At 62.8% G+C, this 15,222-nt stretch carries 11 protein-coding genes and 1 pseudogene; all 12 read right to left on the minus strand.

Annotated elements, in window-relative coordinates; all coding sequences use genetic code 11:
- Window positions 1–40 precede the first annotated feature (40 nt).
- The gene (gene purF, locus PSH84_RS23480) at window positions 41–1,546 is read right to left on the minus strand and encodes an amidophosphoribosyltransferase (RefSeq protein WP_053123453.1); all 1,506 of its coding nucleotides are present in this window, start codon (window positions 1,544–1,546) and stop codon (window positions 41–43) included.
- Window positions 1,547–1,587: 41 nt separating this feature from the next.
- Window positions 1,588–2,148: a CvpA family protein gene (locus tag PSH84_RS23485; protein ID WP_030142022.1), complete on the minus strand. Its 561-nt coding sequence runs from the start codon at window positions 2,146–2,148 to the stop codon at window positions 1,588–1,590.
- Window positions 2,149–2,237: 89 nt separating this feature from the next.
- Entirely contained in the window at window positions 2,238–2,909 is a 672-nt protein-coding gene (locus PSH84_RS23490; protein WP_305481881.1) for an SPOR domain-containing protein, read from the minus strand.
- Window positions 2,893–4,199: pseudogene (gene folC / locus PSH84_RS23495) on the minus strand (bifunctional tetrahydrofolate synthase/dihydrofolate synthase). The gene PSH84_RS23490 and the pseudogene folC overlap by 17 nt, the downstream one beginning before the upstream one ends.
- Window positions 4,196–5,116: an acetyl-CoA carboxylase, carboxyltransferase subunit beta gene (gene accD / locus PSH84_RS23500; protein ID WP_060741445.1), complete on the minus strand. Its 921-nt coding sequence runs from the start codon at window positions 5,114–5,116 to the stop codon at window positions 4,196–4,198. The pseudogene folC and the gene accD overlap by 4 nt, the downstream one beginning before the upstream one ends.
- 265 nt (window positions 5,117–5,381) lie before the next feature.
- Window positions 5,382–6,005, minus strand: coding sequence for a phosphoribosylanthranilate isomerase (locus PSH84_RS23505; protein WP_122566035.1), 624 nt, complete (start codon window positions 6,003–6,005; stop codon window positions 5,382–5,384).
- A gap of 63 nt (window positions 6,006–6,068) precedes the next feature.
- Window positions 6,069–6,893: a tRNA pseudouridine(38-40) synthase TruA gene (gene truA, locus PSH84_RS23510; RefSeq protein ID WP_018610821.1), complete on the minus strand. Its 825-nt coding sequence runs from the start codon at window positions 6,891–6,893 to the stop codon at window positions 6,069–6,071.
- A 1,123-nt stretch (window positions 6,894–8,016) separates the two neighbouring features.
- Window positions 8,017–10,626, minus strand: coding sequence for a FimV/HubP family polar landmark protein (locus PSH84_RS23515; RefSeq protein ID WP_305481882.1), 2,610 nt, complete (start codon window positions 10,624–10,626; stop codon window positions 8,017–8,019).
- Window positions 10,627–10,835: 209 nt separating this feature from the next.
- The gene (locus tag PSH84_RS23520) at window positions 10,836–11,846 is read right to left on the minus strand and encodes an aspartate-semialdehyde dehydrogenase (RefSeq protein WP_305481883.1); all 1,011 of its coding nucleotides are present in this window, start codon (window positions 11,844–11,846) and stop codon (window positions 10,836–10,838) included.
- A 252-nt stretch (window positions 11,847–12,098) separates the two neighbouring features.
- Window positions 12,099–13,211, minus strand: a complete 1,113-nt coding sequence (gene asd, locus PSH84_RS23525) for an aspartate-semialdehyde dehydrogenase (RefSeq protein WP_053185893.1) — start codon at window positions 13,209–13,211, stop codon at window positions 12,099–12,101.
- Window positions 13,212–13,265: 54 nt separating this feature from the next.
- Window positions 13,266–14,348 (minus strand): 3-isopropylmalate dehydrogenase, encoded by a 1,083-nt coding sequence (leuB, locus tag PSH84_RS23530; protein ID WP_305481884.1) that lies wholly within the window; start codon window positions 14,346–14,348, stop codon window positions 13,266–13,268.
- 66 nt (window positions 14,349–14,414) lie between these two features.
- Window positions 14,415–15,179 carry a class I SAM-dependent methyltransferase gene (locus tag PSH84_RS23535; RefSeq protein WP_092474468.1) on the minus strand — a complete coding sequence of 255 codons (765 nt, stop codon included), beginning with the start codon at window positions 15,177–15,179 and terminating at the stop codon, window positions 14,415–14,417.
- Between the last annotated feature and the right edge of the window lie 43 nt (window positions 15,180–15,222).

Genomic DNA, 15,222 nt, shown 5'->3' on the forward strand with positions numbered 1-15,222 from the left:
TCGGTTAAACGCAAACCGGCCCCTCGGGGCCGGTTCGTACTCAGTTGTTGTACAGGTCGATGATCGCACTGACCGCCTGGGTCTTGGCCTTGGACGCATCGTTACGCGCGTTCTCGATCTTGTTCAAGTAGGCGTCGTCGATGTCGCCGGTGACGTACTTGCCGTCGAACACTGCGCAATCGAACTGCTCGATCTTGATCTTGCCGCCGCCCACCGCTTCGATCAGGTCCGGCAGGTCCTGATAGATCAGCCAGTCGGCGCCGATCAGGTCGGCCACGTCCTGGGTGGTGCGGTTATGAGCGATCAGCTCATGGGCACTCGGCATGTCGATGCCGTAGACGTTCGGGTAGCGCACGGCCGGGGCCGCGGAGCAGAAATACACGTTCTTGGCGCCGGCTTCGCGGGCCATCTGGATGATCTGCTTGCAGGTGGTGCCACGCACAATGGAATCATCCACCAGCATCACGTTCTTGCCGCGGAATTCCAGTTCGATGGCGTTGAGCTTCTGGCGTACGGATTTTTTCCGTGCGGCCTGGCCCGGCATGATGAAGGTCCGGCCGATGTAGCGGTTCTTCACGAAGCCTTCGCGGAACTTGACGCCCAGGTGGTTCGCCAGCTCCAGGGCCGCGGTGCGGCTGGTGTCCGGGATCGGGATGACCACGTCGATGTCGTGTTCCGGACGCTCGCGCAGGATCTTGTCGGCCAGCTTCTCGCCCATGCGCAGGCGCGCCTTGTAGACCGAGATACCGTCGATGATCGAGTCCGGACGCGCCAGGTAGACGTGTTCGAAGATGCACGGGGTCAGGGACGGGTTGGTCGCGCACTGGCGGGTGTGCAGCTTGCCGTCTTCCGTGATGTAGACCGCTTCGCCGGGGGCCAAGTCGCGAATCAGGGTGAAGCCCAGCACGTCCAGGGACACGCTTTCGGAGGCGATCATGTACTCGACGCCTTCGTCGGTGTGACGCTGGCCGAACACGATCGGGCGGATGCCATGGGGGTCGCGGAAACCGACGATGCCATAGCCGGTGATCATCGCCACCACCGCGTAGCCACCCACGCAACGGTTGTGCACGTCGGTCACGGCGGCGAACACGTCTTCTTCGGTGGGCTGCAGCTTGCCGCGCTGGGCCAGCTCATGGGCGAACACGTTGAGCATCACTTCCGAGTCGGAACTGGTGTTGACGTGGCGCAAGTCAGATTCGTAGATCTCCTTGGCCAGTTGCTCGACGTTGGTCAGGTTGCCGTTGTGCGCCAGGGTGATGCCGTAAGGCGAGTTGACGTAGAACGGCTGGGCTTCAGCCGACGTCGAGCTGCCCGCGGTCGGGTAGCGCACGTGGCCGATACCCATGTGGCCGACCAGACGCTGCATGTGACGCTGGTGGAACACGTCACGCACCAGGCCGTTGTCCTTGCGCAGGAATAACCGGCCGTCATGGCTGGTCACGATACCGGCAGCGTCCTGGCCGCGGTGCTGGAGCACGGTTAGCGCGTCATACAGCGCCTGATTGACGTTCGACTTACCGACGATACCGACGATGCCACACATGCGACGCAACCCCTACTTAATGGATCTGAACTGAACAACACTCACTGCGGCGTTTTGGCCGTCGGCAAGAGGTGTTCCTTGAACGGTATTTCAGCGGGTACGCTGATACCGCTGGCAAGCCACTGACTGCTCCAACCCAGGATCAGGTTTTTGGACCAGTCTGCGACCAATAGAAATTGTGGCACGAGCCGGGACTCCTGCCACCACGTATCCTGCTGCACCGGACCCAGGCTCAAGAGCCCGACGGCCACGACCACCAGCAACGCGCCACGCGCCGCGCCAAAGGCCATGCCCAGGAACCGGTCCGTCCCGGAAAGCCCGGTGACGCGAATCAGTTCGCCGATCAGATAATTGATCATTGCGCCAACCAGCAAGGTGGCGATAAACAAGATGGCGCAGCCCGCGATCACGCGGGCCGAGGGAGTTTCGATGTATCCGGCGAGGTACTGGGACAGCGAACCACCAAACATCCAGGCTACGACTCCCGCAATGATCCAAGTCAGCAGCGAGAGGGCTTCCTTGACGAAGCCGCGGCTCAGACTGATCAATGCGGAGATGGCGACGATCGCAACGATCGCCCAGTCAACCCAGGTAAATGGCACGGTGCAGCCTACAGACGGATAAGGCGGCGCATTTTAGCAGAGCCCAGGGCTGTCGGTAAGCTGCGTGATTCAAATCAGCTAAATCGCCGTCAACCGCGCTCAGGCTGGAAGCGCACGACGAACCCCTTGAGGTTCTGCTGGCGGCCGAGCAGATCACGCAGGCGGTCGGCCTCGGCACGCTCGATCAACGGCCCGACAAACACCCGGTTCTTGCCATCGGCGGAGCGGATATAGGCGTTGTAGCCCTGGCTGCGCAGGGTTTTCTGCAAGTTCTCGGCACTTTCGCGACTGGTCAGGCTGGCCAGTTGCACCGACCAACTGACCGACAGGCCATTGGCGTCCACGCGACTCTGGGTCGTGTCCGGCTTGGTCGGCGCGGCGGTGATCGGCTGGCTCGGAGCCGGTTTGATCGCCGGCGCCGCTGGAACAGCCACGGGCGCGACAGCCGGTTTGCTCGGTGCAGCCGGAGCTGGCGTGGCAGGAACAGGTGCAATCGGCGTGGAAGGCGCAGCAGGTTGCTCAGCCAGTTCCTCGTCGCTTGGCACCGGCTCCTGAGGCAAGGCCTGGGGCTCGGGCACGGCCACCGGTTCGACCTGCACGGGCGGCACCGAAGGCGCCTGGGGCGCAGCTGGCGCGTCGACCGAGACCTGGCGTTGCTCGTCCTGGCGGGAAAACAGCATCGGCAGGAAAATCACCGCCAGGGCCACCAATACCAGGGCCCCGACCATGCGCTGCTTGTACGCTTTATCCAGCAATGCCATCTGCAGCTTCCTCCGTGGAGCGCCGGGCCAACCATTGAAGGGCCTCGGCAACACAAAAAAATGATCCGAACAGCAGGATTTCATCATCGGCCGTCGCCAGGGCGCACTGCCCTTCCAGGGCGTCAGCCACGCTGGCGTAGGCTTGCACTGAAGCACCGTGGCGCTGCAAGGCCTCCTGCAGCTCAGCCGCCGTACGTGAGCGCGGCGAATCCAGCGGCGTCACCGCCCAGTGCTGGACACTAGCATCCAACGCATCGACAACGCCATCCAGATCCTTGTCGGACAACAGCCCGAACACCGCCAGGCGCCGTCCCGCCACGGGCCGCCGCGCCAGGCGTTCGGCCAGGTACTGCGCCGCATGGGGGTTATGGCCGACGTCCAGCAACAGGTTCAGGCGTTTGCCTTGCCAATCGAACTGACGGCGGTCGAGGCGCCCGACCACACGGGTCGCCTGCAACGCCTGGACGATTTGCCCGGCCTCCCAGGGCAAGCCCAGCAACAAATAGGCCTGGAGCGCCAGCGCGGCGTTCTCCATCGGCAGGTCCAACAGTGGCAGGTCGCGCAACTCCACTGGATTACCGCGCAGATCGCTGCCGCGCCATTGCCAGTGCTGCTCGGTCATCGCCAGATCGAAATCCCGCCCTCGCAGAAAGAACGGACAGCTCAGCTCGCGAACCTTGTCCAGCAATGGCTGAGGAGGATTGAGATCGCCACAGAGCGCAGGCGCGCCCTGGCGGAAGATGCCGGCCTTCTCGAAGGCTACGGATTCGCGGGTATTGCCCAGGTAATCGGCATGGTCCACGCCAATGCTGGTGACCAGTGCAATGTCGGCGTCCACCAGGTTGACCGTATCCAGGCCCGCCCAGACCGACTTCCAGCACGACCGCATCGAGACCGGCACGGGCAAACAACCAGAACGCCGCCAGGGTGCCCATCTCGAAATACGTGAGGGTTGTATCGCCTCGCCCCGGCTTCCACCGCGGCAAAGGCTTCGCACAGCTGGGCGTCAGTGGCTTCGACGCCGTTCACTTGCACCCGTTCGTTGTAGCGCAACAGGTGCGGCGAGCTGTACACACCGACGCTCAGCCCCTGGGCCCGCAGCAGAGAAGCCACGAAGGCGCAGGTCGAACCCTTGCCATTGGTGCCGGTGACGGTGATGACCCGGGGCGCCGGCTTGGCCAGTCCCATGCGGGACGCTACCGTTTGCGAGCGCTCCAGCCCCATGTCGATGGCCGATGGATGCAACTGCTCGAGGTAGGCAAGCCAGTCGCCCAGGGTGCGTTGGGTCATAGCCCGGCAGGCACTGGCGGAACCACGATCGGCTCGATCGGTGCGGCGACGAATGTCGGCGTCGGCAGGCCCATCAGTTGCGCCAGCAGGTTGCCCAGGCGCGGACGCAGCTCTTGGCGATGAATGATCATGTCGATGGCGCCGTGTTCCAGCAGGAACTCGCTGCGCTGGAATCCTTCCGGCAGTTTTTCACGCACGGTCTGCTCGATCACACGTGGGCCGGCAAAGCCGATCAGGGCTTTCGGCTCGCCGACAATCACGTCGCCGAGCATGGCCAGACTGGCGGAAACACCGCCGTAGACCGGGTCGGTCAGTACCGAGATGAACGGAATGCCTTCTTCACGCAGACGCGCCAGGACCGCGGAGGTCTTGGCCATTTGCATCAGGGAGATCAGCGCTTCCTGCATCCGCGCACCGCCGGAAGCGGCGAAGCAGATCATCGGGCAACGGTTTTCCAGGGCATGGTTGGCGGCGCGAACGAAACGCTCGCCGACGATGGCGCCCATGGAACCGCCCATGAAGGAGAACTCGAAAGCCGAGACCACCACCGGCATGCCCAGCAAGGTGCCGCTCATGGACACCAGGGCATCTTTTTCACCGGTCTGCTTCTGGGCAGCGGTCAGGCGATCCTTGTATTTCTTGCCGTCGCGGAATTTCAGACGGTCCACCGGCTCCAGGTCGGCGCCCAGCTCCACGCGGCCTTCTGCGTCCAGGAAAATATCGATACGGGCACGCGCGCCGATGCGCATGTGGTGGTTGCACTTAGGGCAAACGTCCAGGGTCTTTTCCAGCTCGGGACGGTACAGCACCGCCTCGCAGGATGGACATTTGTGCCACAGACCTTCAGGCACCGAGCTTTTCTTCACCTCGGAACGCATGATCGAAGGGATCAGTTTGTCTACTAACCAGTTGCTCATGCTTTCTTTCTCCAGTACCGGCGGCCCGAACGCTCTGGTTCGCGGCCCCGCGTATGCCCTTGAGCTAAATTCATTGTGCGGCGAGGGTCGAACGGCCACCACGGTCAGCGCGAAACATGACCTGCGTGCAGCCCAACCTCCTCTGCCATCCCGGCAACCGCTGCACCGCGGTTGCCCCTACGCTATCGGCCCACCCGGAGGCGGTGCCTGCCTGCTTTGTACAGTGCAGGTATGGACGGCGGCAGTCTGCCAGCCGTCACATTGACTACTGGCTGTTGCGAACAGCAGCCATGAACGCACGAATCTTTGCCGGATCCTTGATGCCCTTGCCCTGCTCCACCCCACCGCTCACATCCACTGCATAGGGGCGAACCTGACGAATGGCCGCGGCGACGTTTTCCGCCGTCAGGCCGCCGGCCAGGACGATCGGCTTGCCCAGGCCTTGTGGCACCAGCGACCAGTCGAAGGCTTCGCCGGTACCGCCGGGAACGCCTTCTACATAGGTGTCCAGCAAGATACCGCTGGCACTGGCAAAGGCTTCGCAACCGGCGGCAATGTCGTCACCGGCCTTGACCCGCAACGCCTTGATGTACGGACGATGCCAGCCTTCGCAGTCTGCCGGGGTTTCGTCGCCATGGAACTGCAACAAGCCCAGCGGCACCGCATCGAGGATCTCGCCCAGCTCGCAACGACTGGCATTGACGAACAGGCCCACCGGGGTCACGAACGGCGGCAAGGCCTGGACGATCGCCCGCGCCTGCTGCACCGTCACCGCCCGCGGGCTCTTGGCGTAGAACACCAGCCCGATGGCATCGGCCCCGGCCTCGACCGCCGCCAACGCGTCCTCGACGCGGGTGATCCCGCAAATCTTGCTGCGAACGACGGGCATGGTGGGTAAAACCTCAGGCAAATCCGTGAAAGTCCCGGATGGTAACAAATGCTGCGGAGGGCGTCAGCCGTCGAGTTCCGAGAAGCCGGTGAGGAAATGTGGCCCGATGTAACGCTCCGGCAGCTCGAACTCATCGCGATATTCGACCTGTACCAGGTACAAGCCAAACGGATGCGCCGTGACACCACCGGAACGGCGGACACGGCTGTCGAGCACTTCCTTGATCCATTCCACCGGCCGCTCGCCGGCACCAATGGTCATCAGCACGCCGGCAATGTTGCGCACCATGTGATGCAGGAAGGCGCTGGCGCGGATGTCGAGCACGATCATCTTGCCGTGACGGGTCACGCGCAGGTGATGCAGCTCCTTGATCGGCGACTTGGCCTGGCACTGGCCGGCACGGAAGGCGCTGAAATCATGGACACCGACCAGGTACTGTGCGGCCTCGGCCATGCGCTCGACGTCCAGCGGGCGGTGGTTCCAAGTGATTTCTTCGTTCAGGTGCGCCGGACGGATCTGATCGTTATAGATCACGTAGCGATAACGCCGGGCGATGGCCTTGAAGCGCGCATGGAAATGCGCCGGCATCACCTTGGCCCAGCTGACGCTGACATCGTGGGGCAAGTTGATGTTGGCGCCCATGACCCAGGCCTTCATCGAACGCTCGACCTGGGTGTCGAAATGCACCACCTGGCCGCAGGCATGCACGCCTGCATCGGTACGGCCGGCGCAATGCAGCGACACGGGCGAGTCGGCGACTTTGGACAGCGCGTTTTCGAGGGTTTCCTGCACCGTCAATACACCGGACGCCTGACGCTGCCAGCCACGGTAGCGCGAGCCTTTGTATTCAACGCCCAAGGCGATCCGGAAAAAGCCGTCGGCCGCCATTTCGGCGGCCGGGTTGTCTATGTTTGCCAAGGAATTACAGCCTGCTGAGGTACGCAAAGGCGGGCATTATAAGGCCGTCGGGGCGGGATGCCAGTGCAACCAGGGGTCCTGGGTTGAATCGACTGCCGCCATCGCGAGCAAGCTCGGCTCCCACAGGGGGGCTCGGGTGCTCACAAAACCTGTGTCCAGCACAAATCCCTGTGGGAGCTGAGTTTGCTCGCGATAGCGGTGGGTCAGCTTGCGAAGATGTTGAATATGCCGCCGTCATCGCGAGCAAGCTCGGCCCACAGGGGGCTCGGGTGCTCAAAAACCTGTGTCCAGACAAATCCCTGTGGGAGCTGAGTCTGCTCGCGATAGCGGTGGGTCAGCTTGCGAAGATGTTGAATATGCCGCCGTCATCGCGAGCAAGCTCGGCTCTCACAGGGGGGCTCGGGTGCTCATAAATCCTGTGTCCAGCACAAATCCCTGTGGGAGCTGAGCTTGCTCGCGATAGCGGTGGGTCAGCTTGCGAAGATGTTGAATATGCCGCCGTCATCGCGAGCAAGCTCGGCTCTCACAGGGGGTCTCGGATATTCACAAATCCTGTGTCCAGCACAAATCCCTGTGGGAGCTGAGCTTGCTCGCGATAGCGGTGGGTCAGCTTGCGAAGATGTTGAATATGCCGCCGTCATCGCGAGCAAGCTCGGCTCCCACAGGGGTTCTCGGGTATTCACAATATCCTATGTCCAGCACAAATCCCTGTGGGAGCTGAGCTTGCTCGCGATAGCGGTGGGTCAGCTTGCGAAGATGTTGAATATGCCGCCGTCATCGCGAGCAAGCTCGGCTCCCACAGGGGGGCTCGGGTATTCACAATATCCTGTGTCCAGCACAAATCCCTGTGGGAGCTGAGCTTGCTCGCGATAGCGGTGGGTCAGCTTGCGAAGATGTTGAATATGCCGCCGTCATCGCGAGCAAGCTCGGCTCCCACAGGGGTTCTCGGGTATTCACAATATCCTATGTCCAGCACAAATCCCTGTGGGAGCTGAGTTTGCTCGCGATGGGGCCAGCCCAAACGCCATTACCTCCCCTGCCCCAAACAAGAACGGCAGCCTCATCGGCTGCCGTTCTTGTTCACCCGATCCTCTCAGACCAAGCGCGACAACATTTCCTGCGCTTCGCTCTTCTGAGTGGCATCGCCTTCGCTGAGGACTTCACCAAGGATGTCGCGGGCGCCGTCGTTGTCGCCCATGTCGATGTAGGCCTGGGCCAGATCGAGCTTGGTCGCCACCTCATCGGTACCGCTGAGGAAGTCGAAGTCCGGCTCGTCTTCAGCGCCAACCAAGGCATCTTCGGCGGTGAAGGTCGGTTGACCCAGGCTGTCGGACAGGCGATCCAGTTCGGCGTTTACATCGTCCAGCTCGGATTCGAAGGCATCCTTTGGCCGGTCAGGGGCATCCATCTCGTCGGCAAGGGACAGATCGAAATCCGCCGGCAATTCGAGATCGTCGGCTGGCGTATCGTCCAGGGCTGGCGTTTCAGCTGCAGGAAGATCCAGGCCCTTGAGGTCATCATCCAGATCCAGGAGGAAGTCTTCGTCATCGAGCGCCGCGACCGGGGTCGGCGCGTCGGCGCCCAGGTCCAGGTCGAATTCCGACAGGTCGTCCAGGCTTTCGTTGGCTTCAGTCTGCTGCTTGAGCACCGACTCGAAACTCAGGTCGTCGTCTTCCGGGAATGCGTCCAGCTCGGCGACAGGCTCCGGTGCAGGCGCGACCGGGGTCTCCAGATCATCCAGGCTCAGGTCGAAGGCGCTGTCCAGCTCCTCATCGGTGGGCGATTTGTCTTCCAGCAGGTCCTTGACGTACTGCGCGTCCAGCTCTGCAGCCACTGTCGCCGCAGCAAGGCCAGCAGCGGCGGTAGCGACCACCATGGCCGGGAAACGGCTTTTCAGCTGTTCAACCTGGGCGAAGTTGTCGCCATTGGCCACCAGTTGGCGTTCCTGGGCGACAAAGGCGTCGCGGTCGCCCTGCTGACCGTAGACTTCCATCAGCTTCAGACGCAAGTCGCTGCGCTGGGGTTCGGCCTTGATGCCCTGCTCAAGCAAGTCGGCGGCCTGGTTCAAGCGGCCGCGGTCGATATGGGACTGGGCCTGGGGCAGCACGTCGTCGGAACGCTCGGCGGCCGGCGCCACCAATGGCGCGGCGATAGGCGGCGTGACCACCACAGGCGCGATCACCGGGGCCGGCTTGGGCGCTGGCGCAGGGGCCGGTTTTGGCTCGAGTTTTACGCTAGGCGGTGGAACCTCAATGCCCTCGAAGCTGCTCGGGGGCAGATCGAGCTCCGGGGAGAAGTCAGCCTCCTCCTCAAGGGCCCGGGCCATGCGCAAGTGTTTTTCCGCTTCCTGTTGGGCCTTGCGGCGACGGGCGAGCAACAACAGCAGCAACAGCAAAAGCAGCGCGCCGCCGCCAATCAACCCTAGCAGGATCGGATTGGTCAGCAGGTCGTTGTATTTTTGCTCGTTGGACGCGGCAGGCGTCGGCTCGACCGGTGCGGCAGGCGGCGTCGCTTCCGGGGTCGCTTCTGGCGCAGGTGCAGGCGCAGTCGTCGGGGCCTGTGGCGCTGGCGCAGGGGTCAGCTCGGCGGACATCGCCGCAGGCGCCTCGCCAGCAGGTGCTTCGCCAGCAGGCGGAACGGCGGCACCTTCGGCCTGCATCTTGGCCAGTTGGTTGTTCTTCAGCTCGATCAGGCGCTGCAGTTTGTCCAGTTGGCTCTGCAGATCCGCCATGCGGCTTTTCAGTTCTTCGTTGTCCCGGCGAGCCGAATCGAGGCTTTCCTGGGTGACTGCAAGCTTGTTGCTGAGCGCCTGGGCATCGCCGGCAGCGCCCTTGCCCTTGCCGCCCGCCTTCGCCGAGTCGGCTGACACCAGACTCAAGTTGTCGCGACCAGCCGCCTGTGCCGGCGCGCCTTCGCCACGGCCACGCTTGGTGGCGTCCAACTGCTGCTTGCCAGCACCCGCCACGCCACGACGCCCCGAGCGCCAGGCGGCGTTCTGCGCAGCCACTTCGGCGATGGCCTGGGGTTGCGGCAACGCCGTGCTTTGCACCGGATCTGGCAGGCGCAACACCTGGCCGGTCTTGAGCAGGTTGATGTTGCCGTTGATGAACGCGTTCGGGTTCAACGCCTGGATCGCCAGCATGGTTTGCTGGACCGACCCACCGTTGCGCACCTTGGCGGCGATTTCCCACAGGGTATCGCGCGGCGTGGTGGTGTACTGGGACGGCTTGGTGGCCCCAGTAACCGGCGTGGACACGACCTGGGACGGTTTTGCCCGGGCAGCGTCGGCGGCCTGTGGCGAGAATTTGGAAGGATCGAGCAATACGCTGTAGTCGCGCAGCAGACGGCCGTTGGGCCACATCACCTGCACCAGGAACTTGACCATGGGCTCTGACAACGGCCGGCTGGACGTGACCCGCAGGACACTCTTGCCGTTGGCGTTGATCACCGGGGTGAAACTCAGGTCATTGAGAAAGGCCTGGCGGTCGACCCCGGCCTTGGCGAAGTCGTCGGGCGAGGCCAGGCTCGGCACGACTTCGGCGGCGGTCAGTTGCTGGACGTCAAGCAACTCGATCTCGGCGACCAGGGGCTGGTTCGGCGTCGACTTCAGGGTCAATTCCCCGAGCCCGAGCGCTTGCGCCATACCGGAGGACAGCGCCGAGGCGGCCGCTATTGCTAACACCAGTTTGCGAACTTGAACCATAGCCTCTTCCTTTGTTTGAACATTCCTCGGCCAGCGAGAAGGTATTGATGCCGCTGCCGTAAGGCATTGCGCGCAGCCCCGAAGCAACGGTGCGCGCGATCGTTTCACTCATGCCCCGGGCAAGTCCCCGCAGGGATGTTCGCCTTCAACGCTCTGGCCAAGCATAGCGCCCAGCTAGAATCATTCGACAAATTGTTGCCAAGTATCTTTTACAGCAGGTCTTTTATCAACAACTCAGCCACTTGCACTGCATTGAGCGCCGCGCCCTTGCGCACGTTATCTGACGTCAGCCACATATTTAGTTCAGCCGGATCGTCGATCCCACCGCGCACACGACCAACGTAGACCACATCCTGCCCCACCGCATCACCCACCGCAGTCGGGTAATCGCCCGCCTCCACCAGCTCGATGCCAGGCGCCGCTTCCAGGGCCGCGTTAACCTTGGCCAGGTCGATGGCGCTAGCAGACTGCACGGTCACGCTAAAGCTATCGCCAAAAAACACCGGGGCTTGAATGCAAGTGACGGAAATCTTTAATAAAGGTTGATTCAGCACCTGGCGCAACTCGCGGACCAGGCGCTTTTCCAGCGATGTATGGCCCTGCTCGTCCGGAGCGCCGACCTGGGCCAGCAGGTTAAACGCCATCTGCCGGTCAAAAAACTTCGGCTCCAACGGACGAGCGTTGAGCAGCTCGGCGGTCTGGCGCGCCAGCTCGCTCACAGCCACGCGGCCCTGGGCCGACACCGCGAGGCTGGCGGTCAGGCTGATGCGCTGCAGATCGAGGCATTCGCGCAGTGGCGCCAGCACAACCGCCAAGGCCGTGGCCGACGCGCTGGGGCTGCTGACTTGCAACGGCTTACTCAAACCGGCCAGGACCTGGGCGTTGGCTTCCGGCACGATCTGCGGCGCCTGTTCGGGCGGCAAGGCGCCGGACAGGTCGATCAGCGCACAACCGGCCGCCGTGGCCCGCGGGGCAAAACTCAGGGTCACCGCCGGGCCGGCGGCGAAGAACACCAGTTGGACTTTGCTGAAGTCGAATTCATCGACCTCGCGCACCCGCACGTTTTTACCGCGGAACATCACCGAGCTGCCTGCCGATTCGCTGCTGGCCAGCAGGTACAGGTCGCCGACCGGGAAGTCCCGCTCTTCGAGAATCTGGACGAGGGTTTCGCCGACAGTACCGGTGGCGCCGATCACGGCAATATCAAAGGACTGGCTCATGGGTCTACCTCAGGTAAAACGTGGGGAGCGGCACTTTACCGGGTGGTCGGTATGCAGGCAATTGGCAGGGGGATTTGCAGTGCCTGGATTGACCTCATCGCGAGCAAGCTCGCTCCCACATGGGGTATTCAGTGGCCGCAAAACCTGTGGGAGCGAGCTTGCTCGCGATGGGGCCAGCCCTGACACACAACTGCCCCCAATAAAAAACCCGCACCTCTCACAAGGCACGGGTTCTTTCACAGCCGCAATCGATCAACGCTCGAGCAGGATCCGCAGCATGCGACGCAGCGGTTCGGCCGCGCCCCACAGCAGTTGGTCGCCGACGGTAAAGGCACCGACGAATTGCGACCCCATGTTCAGTTTGCGCAGACGGCCCACCGGTACATTCAGAGTGCCGGTGACCTTGGTCGGGCTCAGCTCCTGCATGCTGGTTTCGCGATTGTTCGGCACCAGCTTGACCCAAGGGTTGTGCTGGCTGATCAGCCCTTCGATGTCGGCGATAGGCACGTCTTTGTTCAGCTTGATGGTCAGCGCCTGGCTGTGGCAGCGCATGGCGCCGATGCGCACGCAGATGCCGTCCACCGGGATCGGGCTCTTGAAGCGACCCAGGATCTTGTTGGTTTCAGCCTGGGCCTTCCACTCTTCGCGGCTCTGGCCGTTGGGCAGTTCCTTGTCGATCCACGGGATCAGGCTGCCGGCCAGCGGTACGCCGAAGTTCTCGGTCGGGTAGGCATCGCTGCGCATCGCCTCGGCGACCTTGCGGTCGATGTCGAGGATGGCGCTGGCCGGGTTGGCCAGGTCATCGGCGACGGCGGCGTGGGTGGCGCCCATCTGCTTGATCAGCTCACGCATGTTCTGCGCACCAGCACCGGACGCCGCCTGATAGGTCATGGCGCTCATCCACTCCACCAGGCCGGCTTCGAACAGGCCGCCCAGGCCCATCAGCATCAGGCTGACGGTGCAGTTGCCGCCAATGTAGTTCTTGGTGCCCGCATCCAGCTGCTGGTCGATGACCTTGCGGTTGACCGGATCGAGGATGATCACCGCGTCGTCCTGCATGCGCAGGCTGGAAGCGGCGTCGATCCAGTAACCCTGCCAGCCGGCTTCACGCAGCTTGGGGAACACTTCGCTGGTGTAGTCGCCACCCTGGCAAGTCAGGATCACGTCGAGGGTCTTGAGCTCTTCGATGCTGTAGGCATCCTTGAGCACACCGGTGTCCTTGCCCACGGACGGGCCCTGGCCACCGACATTGGAAGTGGTGAAAAACACCGGCTCAATGAGATCGAAATCCTGCTCTTCCAGCATTCGCTGCATGAGCACGGAACCGACCATGCCGCGCCAACCGATCAGACCTACACGTTTCATCGCAACTACACCTATACAAAAGTGGGCCACCGTCGAAGCGGTGGGCCCGAAAGATTACAGATTCCGCAGCGCGGCGACTACTGCATCGCCCATTTGCTGCGTACCGACTTTGGTACAACCTTGCGACCAGATATCACCGGTGCGCAAGCCTTGGTCCAAGACCACGCTGACGGCTTTTTCGATCGCGTCGGCGGCATCGTTCAAGTTGAAGCTGTAGCGCAGCATCATCGACACCGACAGGATGGTCGCCAATGGGTTGGCAATGCCCTGCCCGGCGATGTCCGGTGCCGAACCGTGGCACGGCTCGTACATGCCCTTGTTGTTGGCGTCCAGGGAGGCCGACGGCAGCATGCCGATGGAACCGGTGAGCATCGACGCTTCGTCGGACAGGATGTCGCCGAACATGTTGTCGGTGACGATCACGTCGAACTGCTTCGGTGCGCGCACCAGTTGCATGGCGGCGTTGTCGACGTACATGTGGCTCAGCTCGATGTCCGGGTAATCCTTGGCCACCTGCTCGACCACTTCACGCCACAGTTGGCTGGACGCCAGCACGTTGGCCTTGTCCACCGAGCACAGCTTCTTGCCGCGCACACGGGCCATGTCGAAGCCGACCCGGGCGATACGGCGGATTTCGCTTTCGCTGTACGGCAGGGTGTCGTAGGCCTGGCGCTCGCCATTATCCAACTCACGGGTGCCACGCGGGGCGCCGAAGTAGATACCGCCGGTCAGCTCACGGACGATAAGGATGTCCAGACCCGAAACGATTTCCGGCTTCAGGCTCGATGCGTCGGCCAGTTGCGGGTAAAGAATCGCCGGACGCAGGTTGCCGAACAGGCCCAGTTGCGCACGAATCTTCAGCAGGCCGCGCTCAGGGCGGATGTCGCGTTGGATCTTGTCCCATTTCGGGCCACCCACGGCGCCCAGCAGCACGGCATCGGCAGCACGGGCACGGTCCAGGGTTTCGTCGGCCAGGGGCACGCCGTGCTTGTCGATGGCGGCGCCGCCGATCACGTCGTGGCTGAGTTCGAAGCCCAGGTCGTACTTGTCGTTCGCCAGCTCCAGGACCTTGACCGCCTCGGCCATGATTTCCGGGCCGATACCGTCACCTGGGAGAATCAGAATCTGCTTGCTCATGCTTTCCTCGTTTGCTCTGTCGACACGGGCCTGGGCTTCGTACCCAAGGCCGGGTCGGGAAAAATGCTATCGCTCGGCCCACAGCACCAGTACATCTGTACTGAACGAACCATCGGCCTCAATCTCAAAATATTCACGCACTTCATCGCCCATCGAACGCTGCAGCTGGAGGATCGCCCCACGCATCACCTCGGGCGTGCGCATGCGTTCGACCCAGGAGTGGTACTCCAGGCGCAGGCGTTGGCGCGAGGTGCTGCGGGTGTGCAGCCCTGCTTCGCTGACCTGGCGCAACCACTCGCCAGCCGAATAATCGCGCACATGACTGGTGTCACGCAGCACTTCGATGCTTTGCAAGTAGGTGTCCAGCAATGGCGTACCCGGCGACAGGATGTCGATGAACGCCATCATCCCGCCCGGCTTGAGCACTCGCCTCACTTCCCGCAACGCCAGGCCGAGGTCGCTCCAATGATGCGCCGAATAACGGCTGAACACGAAGTCGAACTCAGCGTCGGCGAACGGCAGGCGCTCGGCGGCGCCACGGACCGTGCTGATGTTGCCCAGGCCACGCTCAGCCGCTGCTGCGGTGACAACATCCAACATCTGTTGGGACAGATCGTAGGCCACCACTTCACCGGCCAGCGGCGCCACGTGAAAACTCACATGGCCGGCGCCACAGCCCAGGTCCAGCACACGGGCATCGCCACGCCCGGCCAACGCCGCCTGCAGCAGCGCGAACTCAGCGCCCTGGGCGTGCACGGCACTGCTCAGGTAGGCCGAGGCCTGTTCACCGAATTGCTTTTGTACAACCTGACTGTGGGCGGTGCTGGTCATGGATGGTTTCCTTTTTGGTGTTGTGTTGCCTGGGCGGGCCCCA

It is taken from the genome of Pseudomonas beijingensis, from assembly GCF_030687295.1.
Classification (GTDB): Bacteria; Pseudomonadota; Gammaproteobacteria; order Pseudomonadales; family Pseudomonadaceae; genus Aquipseudomonas; species Aquipseudomonas beijingensis.

Bases quoted from the DNA above. Each gene is read 5' to 3' on its own strand.
- purF (WP_053123453.1), bottom strand. From the start codon at position 1,546: ATGTGTGGCATCGTCGGTATCGTCGGTAAGTCGAACGTCAATCAGGCG.
- PSH84_RS23490 (WP_305481881.1), bottom strand. From the start codon at position 2,909: ATGGCATTGCTGGATAAAGCGTACAAGCAGCGCATGGTCGGGGCCCTG.
- accD (WP_060741445.1), bottom strand. From the start codon at position 5,116: ATGAGCAACTGGTTAGTAGACAAACTGATCCCTTCGATCATGCGTTCC.
- PSH84_RS23505 (WP_122566035.1), bottom strand. From the start codon at position 6,005: ATGCCCGTCGTTCGCAGCAAGATTTGCGGGATCACCCGCGTCGAGGAC.
- truA (WP_018610821.1), bottom strand. From the start codon at position 6,893: ATGGCGGCCGACGGCTTTTTCCGGATCGCCTTGGGCGTTGAATACAAA.
- PSH84_RS23515 (WP_305481882.1), bottom strand. From the start codon at position 10,626: ATGGTTCAAGTTCGCAAACTGGTGTTAGCAATAGCGGCCGCCTCGGCG.
- PSH84_RS23520 (WP_305481883.1), bottom strand. From the start codon at position 11,846: ATGAGCCAGTCCTTTGATATTGCCGTGATCGGCGCCACCGGTACTGTC.
- asd (WP_053185893.1), bottom strand. From the start codon at position 13,211: ATGAAACGTGTAGGTCTGATCGGTTGGCGCGGCATGGTCGGTTCCGTG.
- leuB (WP_305481884.1), bottom strand. From the start codon at position 14,348: ATGAGCAAGCAGATTCTGATTCTCCCAGGTGACGGTATCGGCCCGGAA.
- PSH84_RS23535 (WP_092474468.1), bottom strand. From the start codon at position 15,179: ATGACCAGCACCGCCCACAGTCAGGTTGTACAAAAGCAATTCGGTGAA.